Annotated in this window: 13 protein-coding genes; 4 read left to right on the top strand and 9 right to left on the bottom strand. The window is 71.7% G+C overall.

Translation table 11 applies throughout. From position 1 onward, the window contains the following. Positions 1-9 precede the first annotated feature (9 nt). The 5 genes from ruvX to rpsD all read right to left on the bottom strand — a co-directional run bounded on the left by ruvX (position 10) and on the right by rpsD (position 4,882). Positions 10-474, bottom strand: coding sequence for a Holliday junction resolvase RuvX (ruvX, locus tag SYYSPA8_RS19030; protein WP_323448411.1), 465 nt, complete (start codon positions 472-474; stop codon positions 10-12). After that, positions 471-3,140, bottom strand: coding sequence for an alanine--tRNA ligase (gene alaS / locus SYYSPA8_RS19025; RefSeq protein ID WP_323448410.1), 2,670 nt, complete (start codon positions 3,138-3,140; stop codon positions 471-473). Before alaS ends, ruvX begins: the two co-directional genes overlap by 4 nt. Continuing rightward, entirely contained in the window at positions 3,140-3,538 is a 399-nt protein-coding gene (locus SYYSPA8_RS19020; protein ID WP_323448409.1) for a hypothetical protein, read from the bottom strand. Before SYYSPA8_RS19020 ends, alaS begins: the two co-directional genes overlap by 1 nt. A 5-nt stretch (positions 3,539-3,543) precedes the next feature. Further along, positions 3,544-3,975: a DUF948 domain-containing protein gene (locus SYYSPA8_RS19015; protein ID WP_323448408.1), complete on the bottom strand. Its 432-nt coding sequence runs from the start codon at positions 3,973-3,975 to the stop codon at positions 3,544-3,546. 292 nt (positions 3,976-4,267) lie between these two features. Then, positions 4,268-4,882: a 30S ribosomal protein S4 gene (gene rpsD / locus SYYSPA8_RS19010; RefSeq protein ID WP_323448407.1), complete on the bottom strand. Its 615-nt coding sequence runs from the start codon at positions 4,880-4,882 to the stop codon at positions 4,268-4,270. A 191-nt stretch (positions 4,883-5,073) separates the two neighbouring features. Here rpsD and SYYSPA8_RS19005 point away from each other — a divergent pair, with 191 nt between their 5' ends. Next, positions 5,074-5,775 (top strand): DUF2470 domain-containing protein, encoded by a 702-nt coding sequence (locus SYYSPA8_RS19005; protein WP_323448406.1) that lies wholly within the window; start codon positions 5,074-5,076, stop codon positions 5,773-5,775. Positions 5,776-5,814: 39 nt separating this feature from the next. Here SYYSPA8_RS19005 and SYYSPA8_RS19000 read toward each other — a convergent pair whose 3' ends face one another. From SYYSPA8_RS19000 to SYYSPA8_RS18985, 4 genes are all read right to left on the bottom strand, one after another. Next, positions 5,815-7,179 carry a replication-associated recombination protein A gene (locus tag SYYSPA8_RS19000; protein WP_323448405.1) on the bottom strand — a complete coding sequence of 455 codons (1,365 nt, stop codon included), beginning with the start codon at positions 7,177-7,179 and terminating at the stop codon, positions 5,815-5,817. 100 nt (positions 7,180-7,279) lie between these two features. Beyond that, the gene (locus tag SYYSPA8_RS18995; RefSeq protein WP_323448404.1) at positions 7,280-7,921 is read right to left on the bottom strand and encodes a vitamin K epoxide reductase family protein; all 642 of its coding nucleotides are present in this window, start codon (positions 7,919-7,921) and stop codon (positions 7,280-7,282) included. 309 nt (positions 7,922-8,230) lie between these two features. Next, positions 8,231-9,493 (bottom strand): histidine--tRNA ligase, encoded by a 1,263-nt coding sequence (gene hisS, locus SYYSPA8_RS18990; protein WP_323448403.1) that lies wholly within the window; start codon positions 9,491-9,493, stop codon positions 8,231-8,233. 14 nt (positions 9,494-9,507) lie between these two features. After that, positions 9,508-10,215, bottom strand: coding sequence for an MBL fold metallo-hydrolase (locus SYYSPA8_RS18985; protein WP_323448402.1), 708 nt, complete (start codon positions 10,213-10,215; stop codon positions 9,508-9,510). 163 nt (positions 10,216-10,378) lie between these two features. Between SYYSPA8_RS18985 and SYYSPA8_RS18980 the strand changes: the two genes are divergently transcribed. From SYYSPA8_RS18980 to SYYSPA8_RS18970, 3 genes are all read left to right on the top strand, one after another. Next, the gene (locus SYYSPA8_RS18980; protein WP_323448401.1) at positions 10,379-11,176 is read left to right on the top strand and encodes a peptidylprolyl isomerase; all 798 of its coding nucleotides are present in this window, start codon (positions 10,379-10,381) and stop codon (positions 11,174-11,176) included. Positions 11,177-11,339: 163 nt separating this feature from the next. Further along, positions 11,340-12,569, top strand: coding sequence for a DUF349 domain-containing protein (locus SYYSPA8_RS18975; RefSeq protein WP_323448400.1), 1,230 nt, complete (start codon positions 11,340-11,342; stop codon positions 12,567-12,569). A 446-nt stretch (positions 12,570-13,015) separates the two neighbouring features. Next, positions 13,016-14,749 carry a peroxidase family protein gene (locus SYYSPA8_RS18970; RefSeq protein ID WP_323448399.1) on the top strand — a complete coding sequence of 578 codons (1,734 nt, stop codon included), beginning with the start codon at positions 13,016-13,018 and terminating at the stop codon, positions 14,747-14,749. Positions 14,750-14,757: the final 8 nt, after the last annotated feature.

Below are 14,757 nucleotides of genomic sequence, written 5' to 3'. Positions count from 1 at the left end.
GTATCGCGATCAGACAACCACTTCGACGGACTCGCCGGGGGGTGAGCCTGCCGCCCGTTCGGACTCCAGAGCGTTCTGAAGGATCACCACAGCGGCAGCCTGGTCGATGACAGAGCGGCCCTTTTTGGACTTCACACCCGAGGCCCGCAGGCCCTGGGTCGCCGTTACTGTGGTCATCCTCTCGTCCATCAACCGCACCGGCACCGGCCGGATGCCCTTCGCCAGCTCCCCGGCGAAGGCCCGGACCTTTGTCGCGGCCGGCCCCTCCTTGCCGCTGAGCGAGCGGGGCAGGCCGACGACGACCTCGATGGGCTCGTACTCCTCGACCAGCTGGCGCACCCGCCGGTGGGCGGCCGGGACATCGCGTCCCGGCACGGTCTCCACCGGCGTCGCGAGGAGCCCGTCGGGGTCGCAGGACGCGACCCCGATCCGGGCGTCCCCCACATCGAGGGCGAGTCGGCGTCCGCGCCTCATGAGACCTCGGCCACCAGACGCTCGACAGCGGCGACGGCGTCGTCGACGGCGTCCGGGTCCTGGCCGCCGCCCTGGGCGACGTCCGGCTTGCCGCCGCCTCCGCCACCGAGGGTCTTGGCGGCGGTGCGCACCAGGTCACCGGCCTTGAGCCCGCGCTCGCGCGCGGCCTCGTTGGTGGCGATGACGGTGAGCGGACGCCCGTTCGCCACGGTGAAGAGGGCGACGACGGCGGGCCGGTCGCCGGGGATGCGGCCCCGGACGTCCAGCACCAGCTTGCGCAGGTCGTCGGCGCCGGTGCCGTCCTGGACCCGGCCGGTGACGAGGGCGGTGCCCCGGATGTCCTGGGCGCCCTGGGCGAGCCCGGCGGCGGCCTGGAGCACCTTCTCGGCGCGGAACTTCTCGATCTCCTTCTCGGCGTCCTTCAGCTTCGCCAGCATGCCGGAGATCTTCTCGGGCAGCTCCTCGGGACGGCCCTTGACCAGCTCCTGGAGCTGGGCGACGACCGTGTGCTCCTTGGCGAGGAAGTTGTACGCGTCGACGCCGACCAGGGCCTCGATCCGGCGCACACCGGAGCCGATGGAGGACTCGCCGAGCAGCTTGACCAGGCCGAGCTGGGCGGTGTTGCCCACATGGGTGCCGCCGCACAGCTCCTTGGAGAAGTCACCGATGGTGACGACGCGGACCCGCTCGCCGTACTTCTCGCCGAACTCGGCGATGGCGCCCTGCTTCTTGGCCTCGTCCAGGCTCATGACCTCGGCCTGGACGTCCAGCTCCCGGGAGAGGACCTCGTTGATCCGCTGCTCGACGTCGGTGAGGACCGTGCCGGGTACGGCGGAGGGGGCACCGAAGTCGAAGCGGAAGCGGCCCGGGGAGTTCTCCGAACCGGCCTGGGCGGCCGTCGGACCCAGGGCGTCGCGCAGCGCCTGGTGGGTGAGGTGGGTGGCGCTGTGGGCGCGGGCGATGGCCCGGCGGCGGCGCACATCGATGGCGGCGTAGGCGCTGGCGCCCACGGTCACCTCGCCGACCTGCACCGATCCCTTGTGGACGGAGACGCCGGGGACGGGCTGCTGCACATCGCGGACCTCGATCACCGCGCCGGAGTCCAGCCGGATCCGGCCCTGGTCGGCGAGCTGGCCGCCGCCCTCGGCGTAGAACGGGGTGCGGTCGAGGACGACCTCGATCTCGTCGCCCTCGGAGGCGGCGGGCGAGGGGACGCCGTCGACCAGCAGGCCGACGATCGTGGACTCGCCCTCCAGGGCGTGGTAGCCGGTGAACTCGGTGGCGCCGGCCGAGTCGGCGACCTCACGGTAGGCGGAGAGGTCGGCGTGGCCGGTCTTCTTGGCCTTGGCGTCGGCCTTGGCCTTGGCGCGCTGCTCCTTCATGAGGCGGCGGAAGCCGTCCTCGTCGACGCTCAGCCCCTGCTCGGCGGCGATCTCCAGGGTGAGGTCGATCGGGAAGCCCCAGGTGTCGTGGAGCAGGAACGCCTTGTCGCCGGCGAGGACGGCGGTGCCGGCGGACTTGGCCTCGGTGATGGCGCCGTCCAGCACATTGGTGCCGGCGTTGAGGGTCTTGAGGAAACGGGCCTCCTCGGCGAGGGCCACGGCCTCGATCCGGGTGCGGTCGGTGACCAGCTCCGGGTACTGCTCGCCCATGGTCCGCACGACCACGTCGACCAGGGCGGCGACGACCGGGCCGGTGGCGCCCATGAGGCGCATGTTGCGGATGGCGCGGCGCATGATGCGGCGCAGCACATAGCCGCGGCCCTCGTTGCCGGGGGTGACGCCGTCGCCGATGAGCATCACGGAGGTGCGGATGTGGTCGGCGACCACGCGCAGGGAGACGTCGGAGCCGTGGTCGGCGCCGTAGCGCACGCCGGTCAGCTCGGTGGCCTTCTCCATGACGACCCGGAGGGTGTCGGTCTCGTACATGTTCCGCACGCCCTGGAGGATCATCGCGAGACGTTCCAGGCCGAGACCGGTGTCGATGTTCTTGGAGGGCAGGTCGCCGAGGATCGGGAAGTCCTCCTTGCCCTCGCCGGCCCCGCGCTCGTACTGCATGAAGACCAGGTTCCAGATCTCCACGTACCGCTCGTCGTTGACGGCGGGGCCGCCCTCGACGCCGAACTCCGGGCCGCGGTCGTAGTTGATCTCGGAGCAGGGTCCGCAGGGGCCGGGGACGCCCATCGACCAGAAGTTGTCCTTCTTGCCGAGGCGCTGGATGCGCTCGGCGGGGACACCGACGACATCGCGCCAGATCTGCTCGGCCTCGTCGTCGTCCTGGTAGACGGTGATCCACAGGCGCTCGGGGTCGAGGCCGTAGCCGCCGTCCTCGACGGAGGAGGTCAGCAGCTCCCAGGAGAGCTTGATGGCCCCTTCCTTGAAGTAGTCGCCGAAGGAGAAGTTGCCGCACATCTGGAAGAAGGTGCCGTGGCGGGTGGTCTTGCCGACCTCTTCGATGTCCGGGGTGCGGACGCACTTCTGCACGCTGGTGGCGCGCGCGAACGGCGGCTTGGTCTCACCGAGGAAGTACGGCTTGAACGGCACCATGCCCGCGTTGATCAGCAGCAGCGTCGGGTCGTCCGCGATCAGCGACGCCGACGGGACGACGGTGTGTCCGCGCTCCTCGAAGAAGCTCAGCCAGCGGCGGCGGATCTCAGCCGACTCCATCAGTGGTCCTCATTCCGGTTGTACGAGTGGGGGTGGATGTGCGTGCTGTGTCCCTGGCGGGCCCGGGGGCCCGGGGTGGACCCGAGGGCGGCGCGGCCGCGCTGCGGGGGCAGGGCGCTCCCGTGCGGGTCGGCCGGTCCGGGAAGTCCGGAAGGTCCGGGGGGTCCGGAAGGGGATGCGGTGCCGAGTGCCTCACCCAGCTCCGCCTCGCGCTGCCGCATGCCCGCCTGGACATCCAGGGCGAAGTCCTTGATCCGGTGGCCCGCGTCGATCGCCTTGTTGGCGGCCTGGGCGGCGAGGCTCTCGGGGGTGAGCTGCTGGAACTTGCGGTGGACCTTGTTGGTGGCCCAGACCCCGGCGGCCGCTCCCGCGGTGAACCAGAAGGTACGGCGGAACATAGGTGTCAGCCCTTCCTGCCCCAGCGGCCGCGCGCGCGGGGCACCGTTCGGCCCGTGACCACGGTGCGGGAGCGTTCCTTCGGGGTGTCGCCGTCCGCGCGGCCCATGGCCCGGCGCACGCCGTAGCCGAAGGCGGCGACCTTGACGAGCGGCCCGCCGAAGGTGGAGGCGACGGTGGAGGAGAGCGCGGAGGCGTTGGCCGTGACCTCCTGGACGTCGGTGGCGATGGCGTCGACCCGGTCCAGCTGGGTCTGCGCGGAGCGGACCGTGAGCTGCGCGTCCGCGAGCAGCGGCACCGCCCGCTCGGTCACCTCCGCCATGAGCCGGGTGGTCGCCCTGAGCGTCTGGGCCAGCCTCACCAGCACCACGGCCAGGAAGGACACCAAGATCGCCCAGAAGACGGCCACCAGGATTCCGGCAACCTCTCCACCGGTCACACCGCACCGCTCTCTGCGTCGTCGCTGGATATCTCGGAACTTCGGAATGTCAAGAACTGTGAACTGCGAGGACCCGCCGGGCCCGGGGCGTGGCCGGCCGGAGGCTCCCGTGGTCCGGGCAGCGCGTCCACCGAGCCTATCGCGCCGGTGACGGCGTCCCGAAACGGAAAAAGAGGGGATCCCCGGGACGGATCCGCGGACGGGCGCGGGAACGCGAAAGCCCGCCGCTCCCCGGGGAGCGGCGGGCCGATGCGCGCGGTCGTGCCGCGCCCGGATCAGCGGGCGCGGTGGATCAGCGGGCGTAGTACTCGACGACCAGCTGCTCGTCGCAGATGACCGGGACTTCCTTGCGCTGCGGGTCGCGGTCCAGGCGGAAGGCCAGGGCCTTCAGGTTCACCTGGAGGTAGCGGGGGGTCTCGCCGTCGGCGGCGAAGCCACCCTCGCGGGCGACCTGGAACAGGCTCTTGGCGCGCGAGCGCTCGCGGACCATCACGACGTCGTCGGGACGGACGCGGAACGACGGCTTGTCGACCTTGCCGCCGTTGACCTCGATGTGGCCGTGGACGACCATCTGACGGGCCTGGTAGATGGTGCGGGCGATGCCCGAACGCAGCACCAGGGCGTCCAGACGACGCTCCAGCTCGATGACCAGGGCCTCGCCGGTCTTGCCCTCGGCCTTGCGGGCGCGGTCGTAGGCGCGGACCATCTGGCGCTCGCTGATGTCGTACTGCGCACGCAGCCGCTGCTTCTCCAGCAGACGGACCTTGTAGTCCGAGTTCTGCTTGCGGCCACGGCCGTGCTCGCCCGGCGGGTAGGGGCGGGCCTCGAAGTACTTGACAGCCTTCGGCGTCAGCGCGATACCGAGCGCACGGGACTTCTTGACCTTGGGACGCGACTGGTTAGGCACGTTCTCCAGACCTCCGTTGTAGGTTAGGTTAGGCTCACCTTACTCAAGGAGATCGCATGTCACGCCCGGGGAACACCACACGCATCACGGACAGCACAGAGAACACCGACGCCGCTCAGCGGGGCGTCGAGGTGACGGAGGTCCGATCAGCTCATGGTCAGCCGCGTCCCAGCGGACTTGAAATCGAACGGATGCCGTCAGCAGCCGATCGCACACGAACTCTCGTACAGAGTACATGCTCGGCCGTACTGCTCGTCCCGGGCATGGACGCGGCCCGTCCGGAACAGCTCTCCCCGCGGTCCCGCTCGGTGGGGCCGGACGGCGAGATCCTGCTGCTCTTCCCCGCCGACTCCCCCGTCGTCCGGGCCGCCACCCACGCCCAGGCCGACGAGCTGCCGGCCGTGCTGGAGATCACGGACGTGGCGCCCGTCTCCGTACCCCACCGCATCCGCGGCCGCGCCTGGGTCTCCGGCTGGCTGACCCGCGCCCCCGGGCTCGCCGGCCCCGGCTCCATGATGGTCCGGCTGGAGCCGGGCGAGCTGTACGTGGACGACCTGTGGGGCGCCTCCCCCGTCGACGCCGACGCCTTCGCCCACGCGGACGCCGATCCGCTGGTCGCGCACGAGACCGAACTGCTCCAGCATCTGCACTCCGCCCACAGCGAGCAGGTGCAGGAGCTGTGCGCGCTGCTCGGGGAGCGCTCGGCGGCCATCGCGGAGGCGGACGGCACCCCGGCCCGCGCCGTCCCGCTGGCCCTGGACCGCTTCGGGCTGCGGGTGCGCTTCACCGGGACGCGCTGCTTCGACGCGCGCTTCGACTTCCCCGAACCGGTCACCGACATCACCGGGCTGCGCCGCGCGATGCACACCCTCTTCACCGCCGCCTCGCACTGAACCCGGCGGTGCCCCGCGCGAACCCGCGGGCGGGGAGGGTCAGCCGGCCGCGGGGCCCGGCCCGCCGAGCCGCTCGCGCACCCGCTCCACCACGTCCGCGTACCGCGCCTCCGCGCCGTACCGGGTCGGCTCGTAGTACCGCTTGCCGTGGACGGCGTCCGGAGCGTACTGCTGGGCCGCGATGCCTCCGGGCACATCGTGCGGATAGACATAGCCCTGGGCGTGCCCCAGCTTGGCCGCGCCCTTGTAGTGGCCGTCCCGCAGATGCGCCGGGACCGGGCCCGCGAGCCCCGCGCGGACATCGGCCAGCGCGGCGCCGATCGCCGTGGTCGCCGTGTTGGACTTGGGCGCGAGCGCCAGCGCGATCGTGGCGTGGCTGAGGGTCAGCGCCGCTTCCGGGAAGCCGATCATGGCGACGGCCTGGGCGGCGGCGACCGCGATGGGCAGCGCCGTGGGATCCGCGAGCCCGATGTCCTCGCTCGCCGAGATCATCAGCCGCCGGGCGATGAAGCGGGGGTCCTCCCCGGCCTCGATCATGCGGGCCAGATAGTGCAGCGCCGCGTCCACGTCGGAGCCCCGGATGGACTTGATCAGCGCGCTCGCCACGTCGTAGTGCTGGTCGCCGTCCCGGTCGTAGGCGACGGCGGCGCGGTCGACGGTCTCCTCGACCGTCTCCAGGGTGATCTCCGGCTCGCCCTTGTCGAGGGCGGAGCCCGCCGCGGCCTCCAGCGCGGTCAGCGCCCGCCGGGCGTCGCCGCCGGCGATCCGCAGCAGATGCGCCTCCGCGTCGGCGGGCAGCGCGAGGGAGCCGCCGAGCCCCCGCTCCTCGGTGAGGGCCCGCCGCAGCAGATGCCGCAGATCGTCGTCGGTCAGCGACTCCAGGGTGAGCAGCAGGGACCGGGAGAGCAGCGGGGAGATCACCGAGAAGTAGGGGTTCTCCGTGGTGGCGGCGATCAGGGTGATCCAGCGGTTCTCCACGGCGGGGAGCAGCGAGTCCTGCTGGGCCTTGGAGAAGCGGTGGATCTCGTCCAGGAAGAGGACGGTCTCCTTGCCGAAGCCGCCGGACGCGCGGCGGGCGCCGTCGATGACCGCGCGGACCTCCTTGACCCCGGCGGTGATCGCGGACAGCTCCACGAACCGCTTGTCGGTGGCCTTGGAGACCACGTACGCGAGGGTCGTCTTGCCGATGCCGGGGGGACCCCAGAGGATCACCGACGAGGCTCCGGCGGGGCCGCCGGCCCCTTCGCCGACGAGCCGTCGCAGCGGGGAGCCCGGGCGCAGCAGATGGCGCTGGCCGACGACCTCGTCCAGGGTGCGCGGGCGCATCCGGACCGCCAGCGGGCTGCTGGACGGGTCCTTCTCCTGGCGGGCTTCGGCGGCGGCGGTGAACAGGTCGGGCTCCACACGGGAAAGCCTAAGCCAGCCCACTGACAATGCTGACAGTACTGACAATGCTGACGGCGGTGACAGCGCCGCCCGCGCACCGGAGGCAGGGCCCCGGGGCTCAGCTGGTCCAGAAGTCCCACCAGCGGGTCAGCACCAGCATCCCGATGACGCCGATCCAGAGCACGGGCGGCATCCAGTGGAACTCCAGCAGCCCGGACCGCACGCCCTCGGGGACCTTGAGGATCCGGTGCCGGACGTTGTGGACGGTGACGTAGCAGAACATCACGATGGTGGCGGCCCAGGCCAGAGAGCACCACAGGCACAGCGAGCCGATCTCGTACAGCGACTGGTACATCAGCCACATGCAGAACCCGGCGCCGAAGGCGGTGCCCGCGTTCAGGCCGAGCCAGTACCAGGGGCGGAAGCGGGCGCCCGCCAGCAGGGCCGCGCCGATGGCGATCACCATGCCGTAGGTGACCAGGCCGAGCATGGGGTTGGGGAAGCCGAAGACCGACGCCTGGTCGCTCTTCATGATGTTGCCGCAGGAGACCACCGGGTTGAGGCTGCAACCGGGGGTGAAGGAGGGGTCCTCCAGCAGCTTGAACTTGTCGAGGGTGATGACCCAGGCGGCCAGCAGGCCGGCCCCGCCCGTGATCACCAGCAGCCAGGCGAACGCGCGGCTGCCGCCGATCGTGCGCCGTCCGTCCGCCTTGTCCGCCCGTCCGTCGGAGGTCACGTCGTCCACCGCCACTGTCGTCATGTCGCCCTGTCGTCCCCTCGCCGTTTCCGTCGTGGCCCGCTCAGCCGCTCGGACCCGGCCATTGTGCCGCACCCCCGGCCGCCCGCTCCGGCCGCGCGCGGCCCCGCGGATCTCCAGCATGCCCCCGGGGCACGCCCGCGAACAGGGCCGTTCGGCCGCCGGGTGGGACGCCGTCCGGCGCGGCGGGGGCGGGTGACGGCGGGTCGGTCCGTTGACCCGGCGGGCCCCGGAACGGCCGGAGGGGCCCCGGGAGTGCTTCCCCCGGGGCCCCTTTCGACGCGCTTGCCGTGCTGTCGCCGCGTACGGGCGTCAGGCCAGCAGCGTGCCCAGCTCGGTCACCACGGTGTCGAGCGGCACCGGGCGCTGCTCCCCCGACTCCATGTTCTTCAGCTGGACGACGCCCTCGGCGAGGTCGCGCTCACCGGCGACGATCGTGTAGCGGGCGCCGCTGCGGTGGGCGAGCTTCATGGCGCCCTTGAGGCCGCGGCCGCCGTAGGCGAAGTCCGCCGCGACGCCGGCCCGGCGCAGCCGGGTGACGACGCCGAAGAGCGCGCGGCGGGCCGGCTCGCCCAGCGGGACGGCGAAGACGCTGGTGCTCGCGGGCAGCTCCAGGGCGACGCCCTCGGCCTGGAGCGCGAGGACCGTGCGGTCGACGCCGAGCGCCCAGCCGACGGAGGGTAGCGCGGGGCCGCCCAGCATCTCGGAGAGCCCGTCGTAGCGGCCGCCGCCGCCCACCGCGGACTGCGAGCCCAGGCCGTCGTGGACGAACTCGAAGGTCGTACGGGTGTAGTAGTCGAGGCCGCGCACCAGCCGCTCGTCGTCCTCGAAGGCGACGCCCTCCTCGGTGAGCAGCTCGCGCACCTCCTGGTGGTAGGCCCGGCAGGCGTCGCAGAGGTGGTCGCGCAGGGAGGGCGCGTCCACCAGCTGCTTGCGCACCTCGGGGCGCTTGTCGTCGAGGACGCGCAGCGGGTTGATCTCCACCCGGCGGCGGGTCTCCTCGTCCAGGTCGAGGCCGCGCAGGAACTCCTGGAGGGCCTCGCGGTAGACGGGGCGGCACTCCTGGTCCCCGAGGGAGTTCAGCAGGATGCGGAAGTGGCGCAGTCCCAGCGCGCGGTACGCCTGGTCGGCCAGGATGATCAGCTCGGCGTCGAGCGCGGGGTCCTCCGCGCCGATCGCCTCGGCGCCGACCTGGGAGAAGTGCCGGTAGCGGCCCTTCTGCGGCTTCTCGTAGCGGTAGTACGAGCCGGAGTACCAGAGCTTGACCGGCAGTACGCCCTGCTTGTGCAGGTTGGCCTCCAGGGCGGCGCGCAGCACGGACGCGGTGCCCTCGGGGCGCAGGGCCAGCCTGGTGCCGCCCTTCGTCTCGAAGGCGTACATCTCCTTGCTCACGATGTCGGTGGACTCGCCGACACCGCGGGCGAAGAGTTCGACGCTCTCGAATCCGGGGGTCTCGATGTAGCCGTAGCCGGAGTTCCGCAGCGGGGCCGCGATCGCCTCCCGGACCGCCAGGAAGGTGGCGGAGTCGGGCGGCAGCAGGTCGTAGGTGCCCCGGGGGGCCTGAAAGGTGGTCACAGGGGTTTCTCTCGTCACATTCCTCGTCGGGGAGCGTCCATGCTCCCGAGGCCGTCGGCCAGGCCCCGCAGATACGGGTTGCCGGCGCGCTCACGGCCGATGGTGGTCTGGGGACCGTGCCCGGAGAGCACCACGGTCGAGTCGTCCAGCGGCAGGCACACCCGTGCCAGGGACCGCAGCATCTCGTCGTGGTCACCACCGGGCAGGTCGGTGCGTCCGACGGAGCCGGCGAACAGCAGGTCGCCCGAGAAGAAGACCGAGGGGATCTCGGTGGTCTCGGGCAGCCGGAAGGTCACCGACCCCTTGGTATGGCCGGGCGCGTGCGCCACGGTCAGCTCCAGACCGGCCAGGTCGAGGCGGGCGCCGTCGGTCAGCTCCCGCAGATCGGACGGTTCGCCGACGGTCAGCTCGCCCATCAGCTGGGCGCCCAGCGAACGCCCGAGCGCCTTCTCGGGGTCGCTCATCATGTAGCGGTCGTCCGGGTGGATCCACGCGGGCACGTCGTGGGAGCCGCAGACGGGCACCACGGACGCGACGTGATCGATATGACCGTGGGTGAGCACGACGGCGACGGGCTTGAGCCGGTGCTTACGGATCGCCTCGGCGACGCCCTCGGTGGCCTGGTGGCCCGGGTCGATGATCACGCACTCCTCGCCGGCGGCGGGGGCGACCAGGTAGCAGTTGGTCCCCCAGGCCCCGGCGGGGAACCCGGCAATCAGCACGTTCGTCCTCGCAGGTGATGACGGAGAGTGTCGGAATGTGGAGCTGGCTGGCTGGAAATCCAGCAGATCAGAGCCTACCGGCGCTGCTCGCTCCACAGCCAACCCGTATACGGTACGGGCACACGCCACGCACGGCACATGAGGAACTGAGGGAGACGACCCGGTGGTCAGCAGCGAGCAGCGGCGGCGGCAGCTTGCCCGAGAGAAGTTCGAGCGCCAGCAGAAGCGCCGGGCCCAGGCCCGGAAGAGGAAGCAGCACACCACGGTGATCGCCGCGGCCCTCGCCGTGGTGGTGGCCGCGGGTGCCACCGCCTTCGCGACCGGGGCGTTCTCCGGCGACGACGACAAGAAGACGAAGGCCAAGGACCCGGCGGCCGCGAGCGAGTCCGCCGCGCCGACTCCGCCGGAGGAGAAGAAGAGTCCCGAGCCCGCCATGAAGATCGACAAATCGGCGAAGTACTCGATGACGCTGGACACCGGTCCGGGGCGGATCGCGATCGCCATGGACGCGGCCAAGACGCCCCGTACGGTGAACTCGTTCCAGGCCCTGGCGGACAAGGGCTACTTCGACAACACGAAGTGTCACCGGCTGACCACGGACGGGATCTTCGTGCTCCAGTGCGGCGACCCGAAGGGCGACGGCACCGGCGGCCCCGGTTACAACATCCCCGACGAGAACCTGGACGCGCTCGGCAAGCCGGCCGCGGACAGCACGGTGACCTTCCCGGCCGGCACGGTGGCCATGGCCAACACCAGCCAGCCGAACTCGGGCGGCAGCCAGTTCTTCCTGGTCTACAAGGACACCAAACTGCCGCCGAAGTACACCCCGTTCGGAAAGATGGACGCCGCCGGCCTGAAGACCGTGCAGAGGATCGCCGAGGCGGGGGTGGCCGGCGGAGGCGCCGACGGACCGCCGAAGACCGAGGTCACGGTAAAGAAGGCGACGGTCGCCAAGGGGTGACCCGCGGCCGGCGGAGCCGGGGAATTCGGGCCGCTGAGGTGCGGACAGGCGACCGACCGGTCGCCTAGATTGGCGTTGTGCAGGGCGGGCGCGGCCCGCCCCAGGAAACTGTGGACGATGCCCCGGGCGGGAGCCTGTGCGGGTATCAGGTGGAGGAGGCGCTGTGAGCAGCGACCCGTGGGGCCGTGTCGATGAGACGGGCACCGTGTACGTGCGTACCGCCGACGGCGAGAAGATCGTCGGATCGTGGCAGGCCGGGACCCCTGAGGAGGCCCTGGCCTATTTCGAGCGCAAGTACCAGGGCCTGGTGGTCGAGATCGACCTCCTCGAACGGCGGGTGAAGACCACCGACCTGTCGGCCAAGGACGCCCAGGCCGCCATCGGCCATCTGCGGGAGCAGATCGTCGAGCACCACGCGGTGGGCGACCTGGAGGCGCTGGCCAAGCGGCTCGACGCGCTGGTCGAGGTGGTCGACAAGCGCCGCGAGGAGCGCAAGGTCGAGCGGGCCAAGCAGCACGACGAGGCCCGCCGGGCCAAGGAGGAGCTGGTCGCGGAGGCCGAGGAGCTGGCCGCCAGCGAGCAGTGGCGGTCGGCGGGCGAGCGGCTGCGCGCGCTGGTGGACACCTGGAAGGGGCTGCCCCGGCTGGACCGCAAGTCCGACGACGAGCTGTGGCACCGCTTCTCCCACGCCCGCTCCGCCTTCTCCAAGCGGCGCAAGGCCCACTTCGCCTCGCTGGACGCCCAGCGCGAGGAGGCCCGCAAGGCGAAGGAGCAGCTGGTCGCCGAGGCCGAGTCGCTCTCCGGGTCCACGGACTGGGGGCCGACGGCCGCCCGCTACCGCGAGCTGATGACCCAGTGGAAGGCGGCGGGCCGCGCGCAGCGCGAGGCCGAGGACGACCTGTGGAACCGTTTCCGCGGGGCGCAGGACGTCTTCTTCGCCGCGCGCAGCGGGGTCTTCGCCGAGCGGGACGCCGAGCAGACGGAGAACCTGAAGCTCAAGGAGGAGCTGGCGGCCGAGGCCGAGAAGCTGGTGCCGGTGACGGATCTGAAGGCCGCGCGCGCCGCCTTCCGCTCCCTCAACGAGCGCTGGGAGGCCGTGGGGCATGTGCCCCGGGACGCCAGGGCCCGGGTCGAGGGCCGGATGCACGCCGTGGAGCGGGCCATGCAGGAGTCCGAGGAGGCCGAGTGGCGCCGGACCAACCCCGAGGCGCGGGCGCGCGCGGCGGGGCTGACGGGGCAGCTCCAGGCGGCCGTGGACAAGCTGCGGGGTCAGATCGACGCGGCGCGGGCCGCGGGCAACAACTCCCGGGCGGACAAGCTGTCGAAGGAGCTGGAGGGCCGTCAGGCCCTGCTGGACCAGGCGCTGAAGGGCCTGGAGGAGTTCGGCGGCTGACCGGCCGGCGGCACTGACGCACGACAGCGGGGCCCGTACCTCATCGGGGGTACGGGCCCCGCTGCCGTGCCGTCCGGGCCCGGGGCGGTGCCGTGCCCCTCGGGGTCCCGGGTCCCCGCGGGCCGCCCGTACTGTGCCGCCGGTACTGTGCCGCCGGTCACTCCGAAAAGCCGCCGGTGAAATCACCGAGCCCCTTCCCGGCACCGCCCCGGCATCATCCGGAATACCCTGCCATACGCCAAAGCATGCGAGGACATCGCGATCCGGAATCACCCGTCGGGCTCTGTGAGGAATTCCTGAGAAAAAGGGAATCGATCCCCTATCACGCGATTCCCGGATTTCTATGCAACCCTTTCTTGCACATCCCGGTCTCCCTCGGTGACAGTGGGAATGACCGCCGCCGGGCCAAGTGCCCGAGCGGTTACGGGGGACAGAACGGGGAAGATGTGCACCGCCATCACCGCGAAAGCTATTTCATCATCAACGACGGACGGGTCCTGGAATCCGACGGGAGAGGCGGGGCCCAGACCCGCATTCCCACCGCCGCGGAATCCCAGCTCGCATTCCGTTTCTCCCGGCTGAGCAGGGAGAAAGGCGTCCAGATCGGCGAGGGTCTCCGGATCAGGATCGCCGAGGCCATGACCACGGGATCGGGCCCTGCCCCCGACCCCGATTCCACGCCGGGCGTCCCGGCGGGCTTCACCTATCTCGGACAGTTCGTCGACCACGATCTGACGCTCGACGCGACCCGGGTCGGACTGGGCGAGCCGGTCCCCGTGGAGGATCTGCTCCAGGGCCGCTCCCCCGCGCTCGACCTGGACTGCCTGTACGGGCTGGGGCCCGGCCATCCGACGAGCGGCCGGTTCTACGAGGCCGACGGGCGGCTGCGGACGGGCGACACGGTGGGGGTGTCCTTCCCGCCCGCCTTCCCGCCCGCCAACACCGACCAGAAGGGCTTCGACCTGCCGCGCGCGGGAGCGACGGCCCCGGGGACGCAGGCCGACCGGCGTGCCCCGCTCATCCCGGACGCCCGCAACGACGAGAACCTGATCGTCGGCCAGCTCCATCTGGCCTTCATCCACTTCCACAACCGGGTGCACGAGCGGCTGGTGGCGGCCGGCCGGCCCCTGCCCGCCGTCTTCGACGCCGCCCGTGACCTCGTCGTCAAGCACTACCAGTGGGTGCTGCGCACCGACTTCCTGCCCCGGATCGTGGATCCGCGGATCGTGGACGACGTCTTCACCCGCGGCCGCCGGCACTTCGAGGTGCCGGGCCGGGGCCGGCCCGGTGACCATCCGACGATGCCGATCGAGTTCTCGGTGGCCGCGTACCGCTTCGGGCACAGCATGATCCGGGACAGCTACCAGTGGAACCGGGTCTTCAGGGCGGGTGGGCCCGGCGGCCCGGCGGGCCTCGGGGCGCTCTTCCGCTTCAGCGGCACGGCCGGCAATCTCAACCCCGGGCCGGCCGACCTCAGCGACCTGGACGACCCGAATGCGGGCGAACTCATCCGGCTGCCCAGCAACTGGATCGCCGATTTCCGCCGGTTGTTCGACTTCGGCACGGTGGGCCGGCCCGATCTCGTCGTCCCGGCGGCCGAGTTCAACACGGCCAAGCGGATCGACACGCTCCTGGTCGACCCGCTGACCGCGCTCCCCACGGGGACCTTCGACGGCCGGGGCCGCCCCGCGCCGCCGGTGATCCATCGCAATCTGGCCTTCCGCAATCTGACCCGGGCGGCCATGGTGGAACTCGCCACCGGTCCCCAGCTCGCCGCCCAGATGGGCATCCGGCCGCTGACCGCGACGGAGATCGTCGACGGCGCGGGCGGCGCCCGGCTGACGGGGCTGACCCCGGCCGAGCGCGAGGAGCTGGTCGCGCACACCCCGCTCTGGTTCTACGTCCTGCGGGAGGCGGAGGTGAACCGCCGCCACCCGGGCCTGCTGACGGGGGTCGGCGGCCGGCTGGTGGCCGAGGTGTTCCACCGTTCGATGGAGGGGAGCCGCAGCTCCATCGTCAAGCAACCGGGCTGGCGCCCCACCCTGCCCGCGCACCGCAGGTCCACCTTCACCATGGCCGATCTGCTGCTGTTCGCGTTCGACGGCGACCTGGAGCGGATCAACCCGCTGGGGGACGGGCCCCTCCCGGCGCCCCCGGGTCCCGGCCCGGCCGCCTCGTAGCGGCGCCA

This window comes from Streptomyces yaizuensis (genome assembly GCF_034961445.1).
Lineage (GTDB): Bacteria > Actinomycetota > Actinomycetes > Streptomycetales > Streptomycetaceae > Streptomyces > Streptomyces yaizuensis.
Note: the sequence above shows the minus strand (reverse complement) of the source record. Positions and strands in the feature narration are given on the sequence as shown.

Bases quoted from the DNA above. Each gene is read 5' to 3' on its own strand.
- ruvX (WP_323448411.1), bottom strand. From the start codon at position 474: ATGAGGCGCGGACGCCGACTCGCCCTCGATGTGGGGGACGCCCGGATC.
- SYYSPA8_RS19005 (WP_323448406.1), top strand. From the start codon at position 5,074: ATGCCGTCAGCAGCCGATCGCACACGAACTCTCGTACAGAGTACATGC.
- SYYSPA8_RS19020 (WP_323448409.1), bottom strand. From the start codon at position 3,538: ATGTTCCGCCGTACCTTCTGGTTCACCGCGGGAGCGGCCGCCGGGGTC.
- SYYSPA8_RS18995 (WP_323448404.1), bottom strand. From the start codon at position 7,921: ATGACGACAGTGGCGGTGGACGACGTGACCTCCGACGGACGGGCGGAC.
- alaS (WP_323448410.1), bottom strand. From the start codon at position 3,140: ATGGAGTCGGCTGAGATCCGCCGCCGCTGGCTGAGCTTCTTCGAGGAG.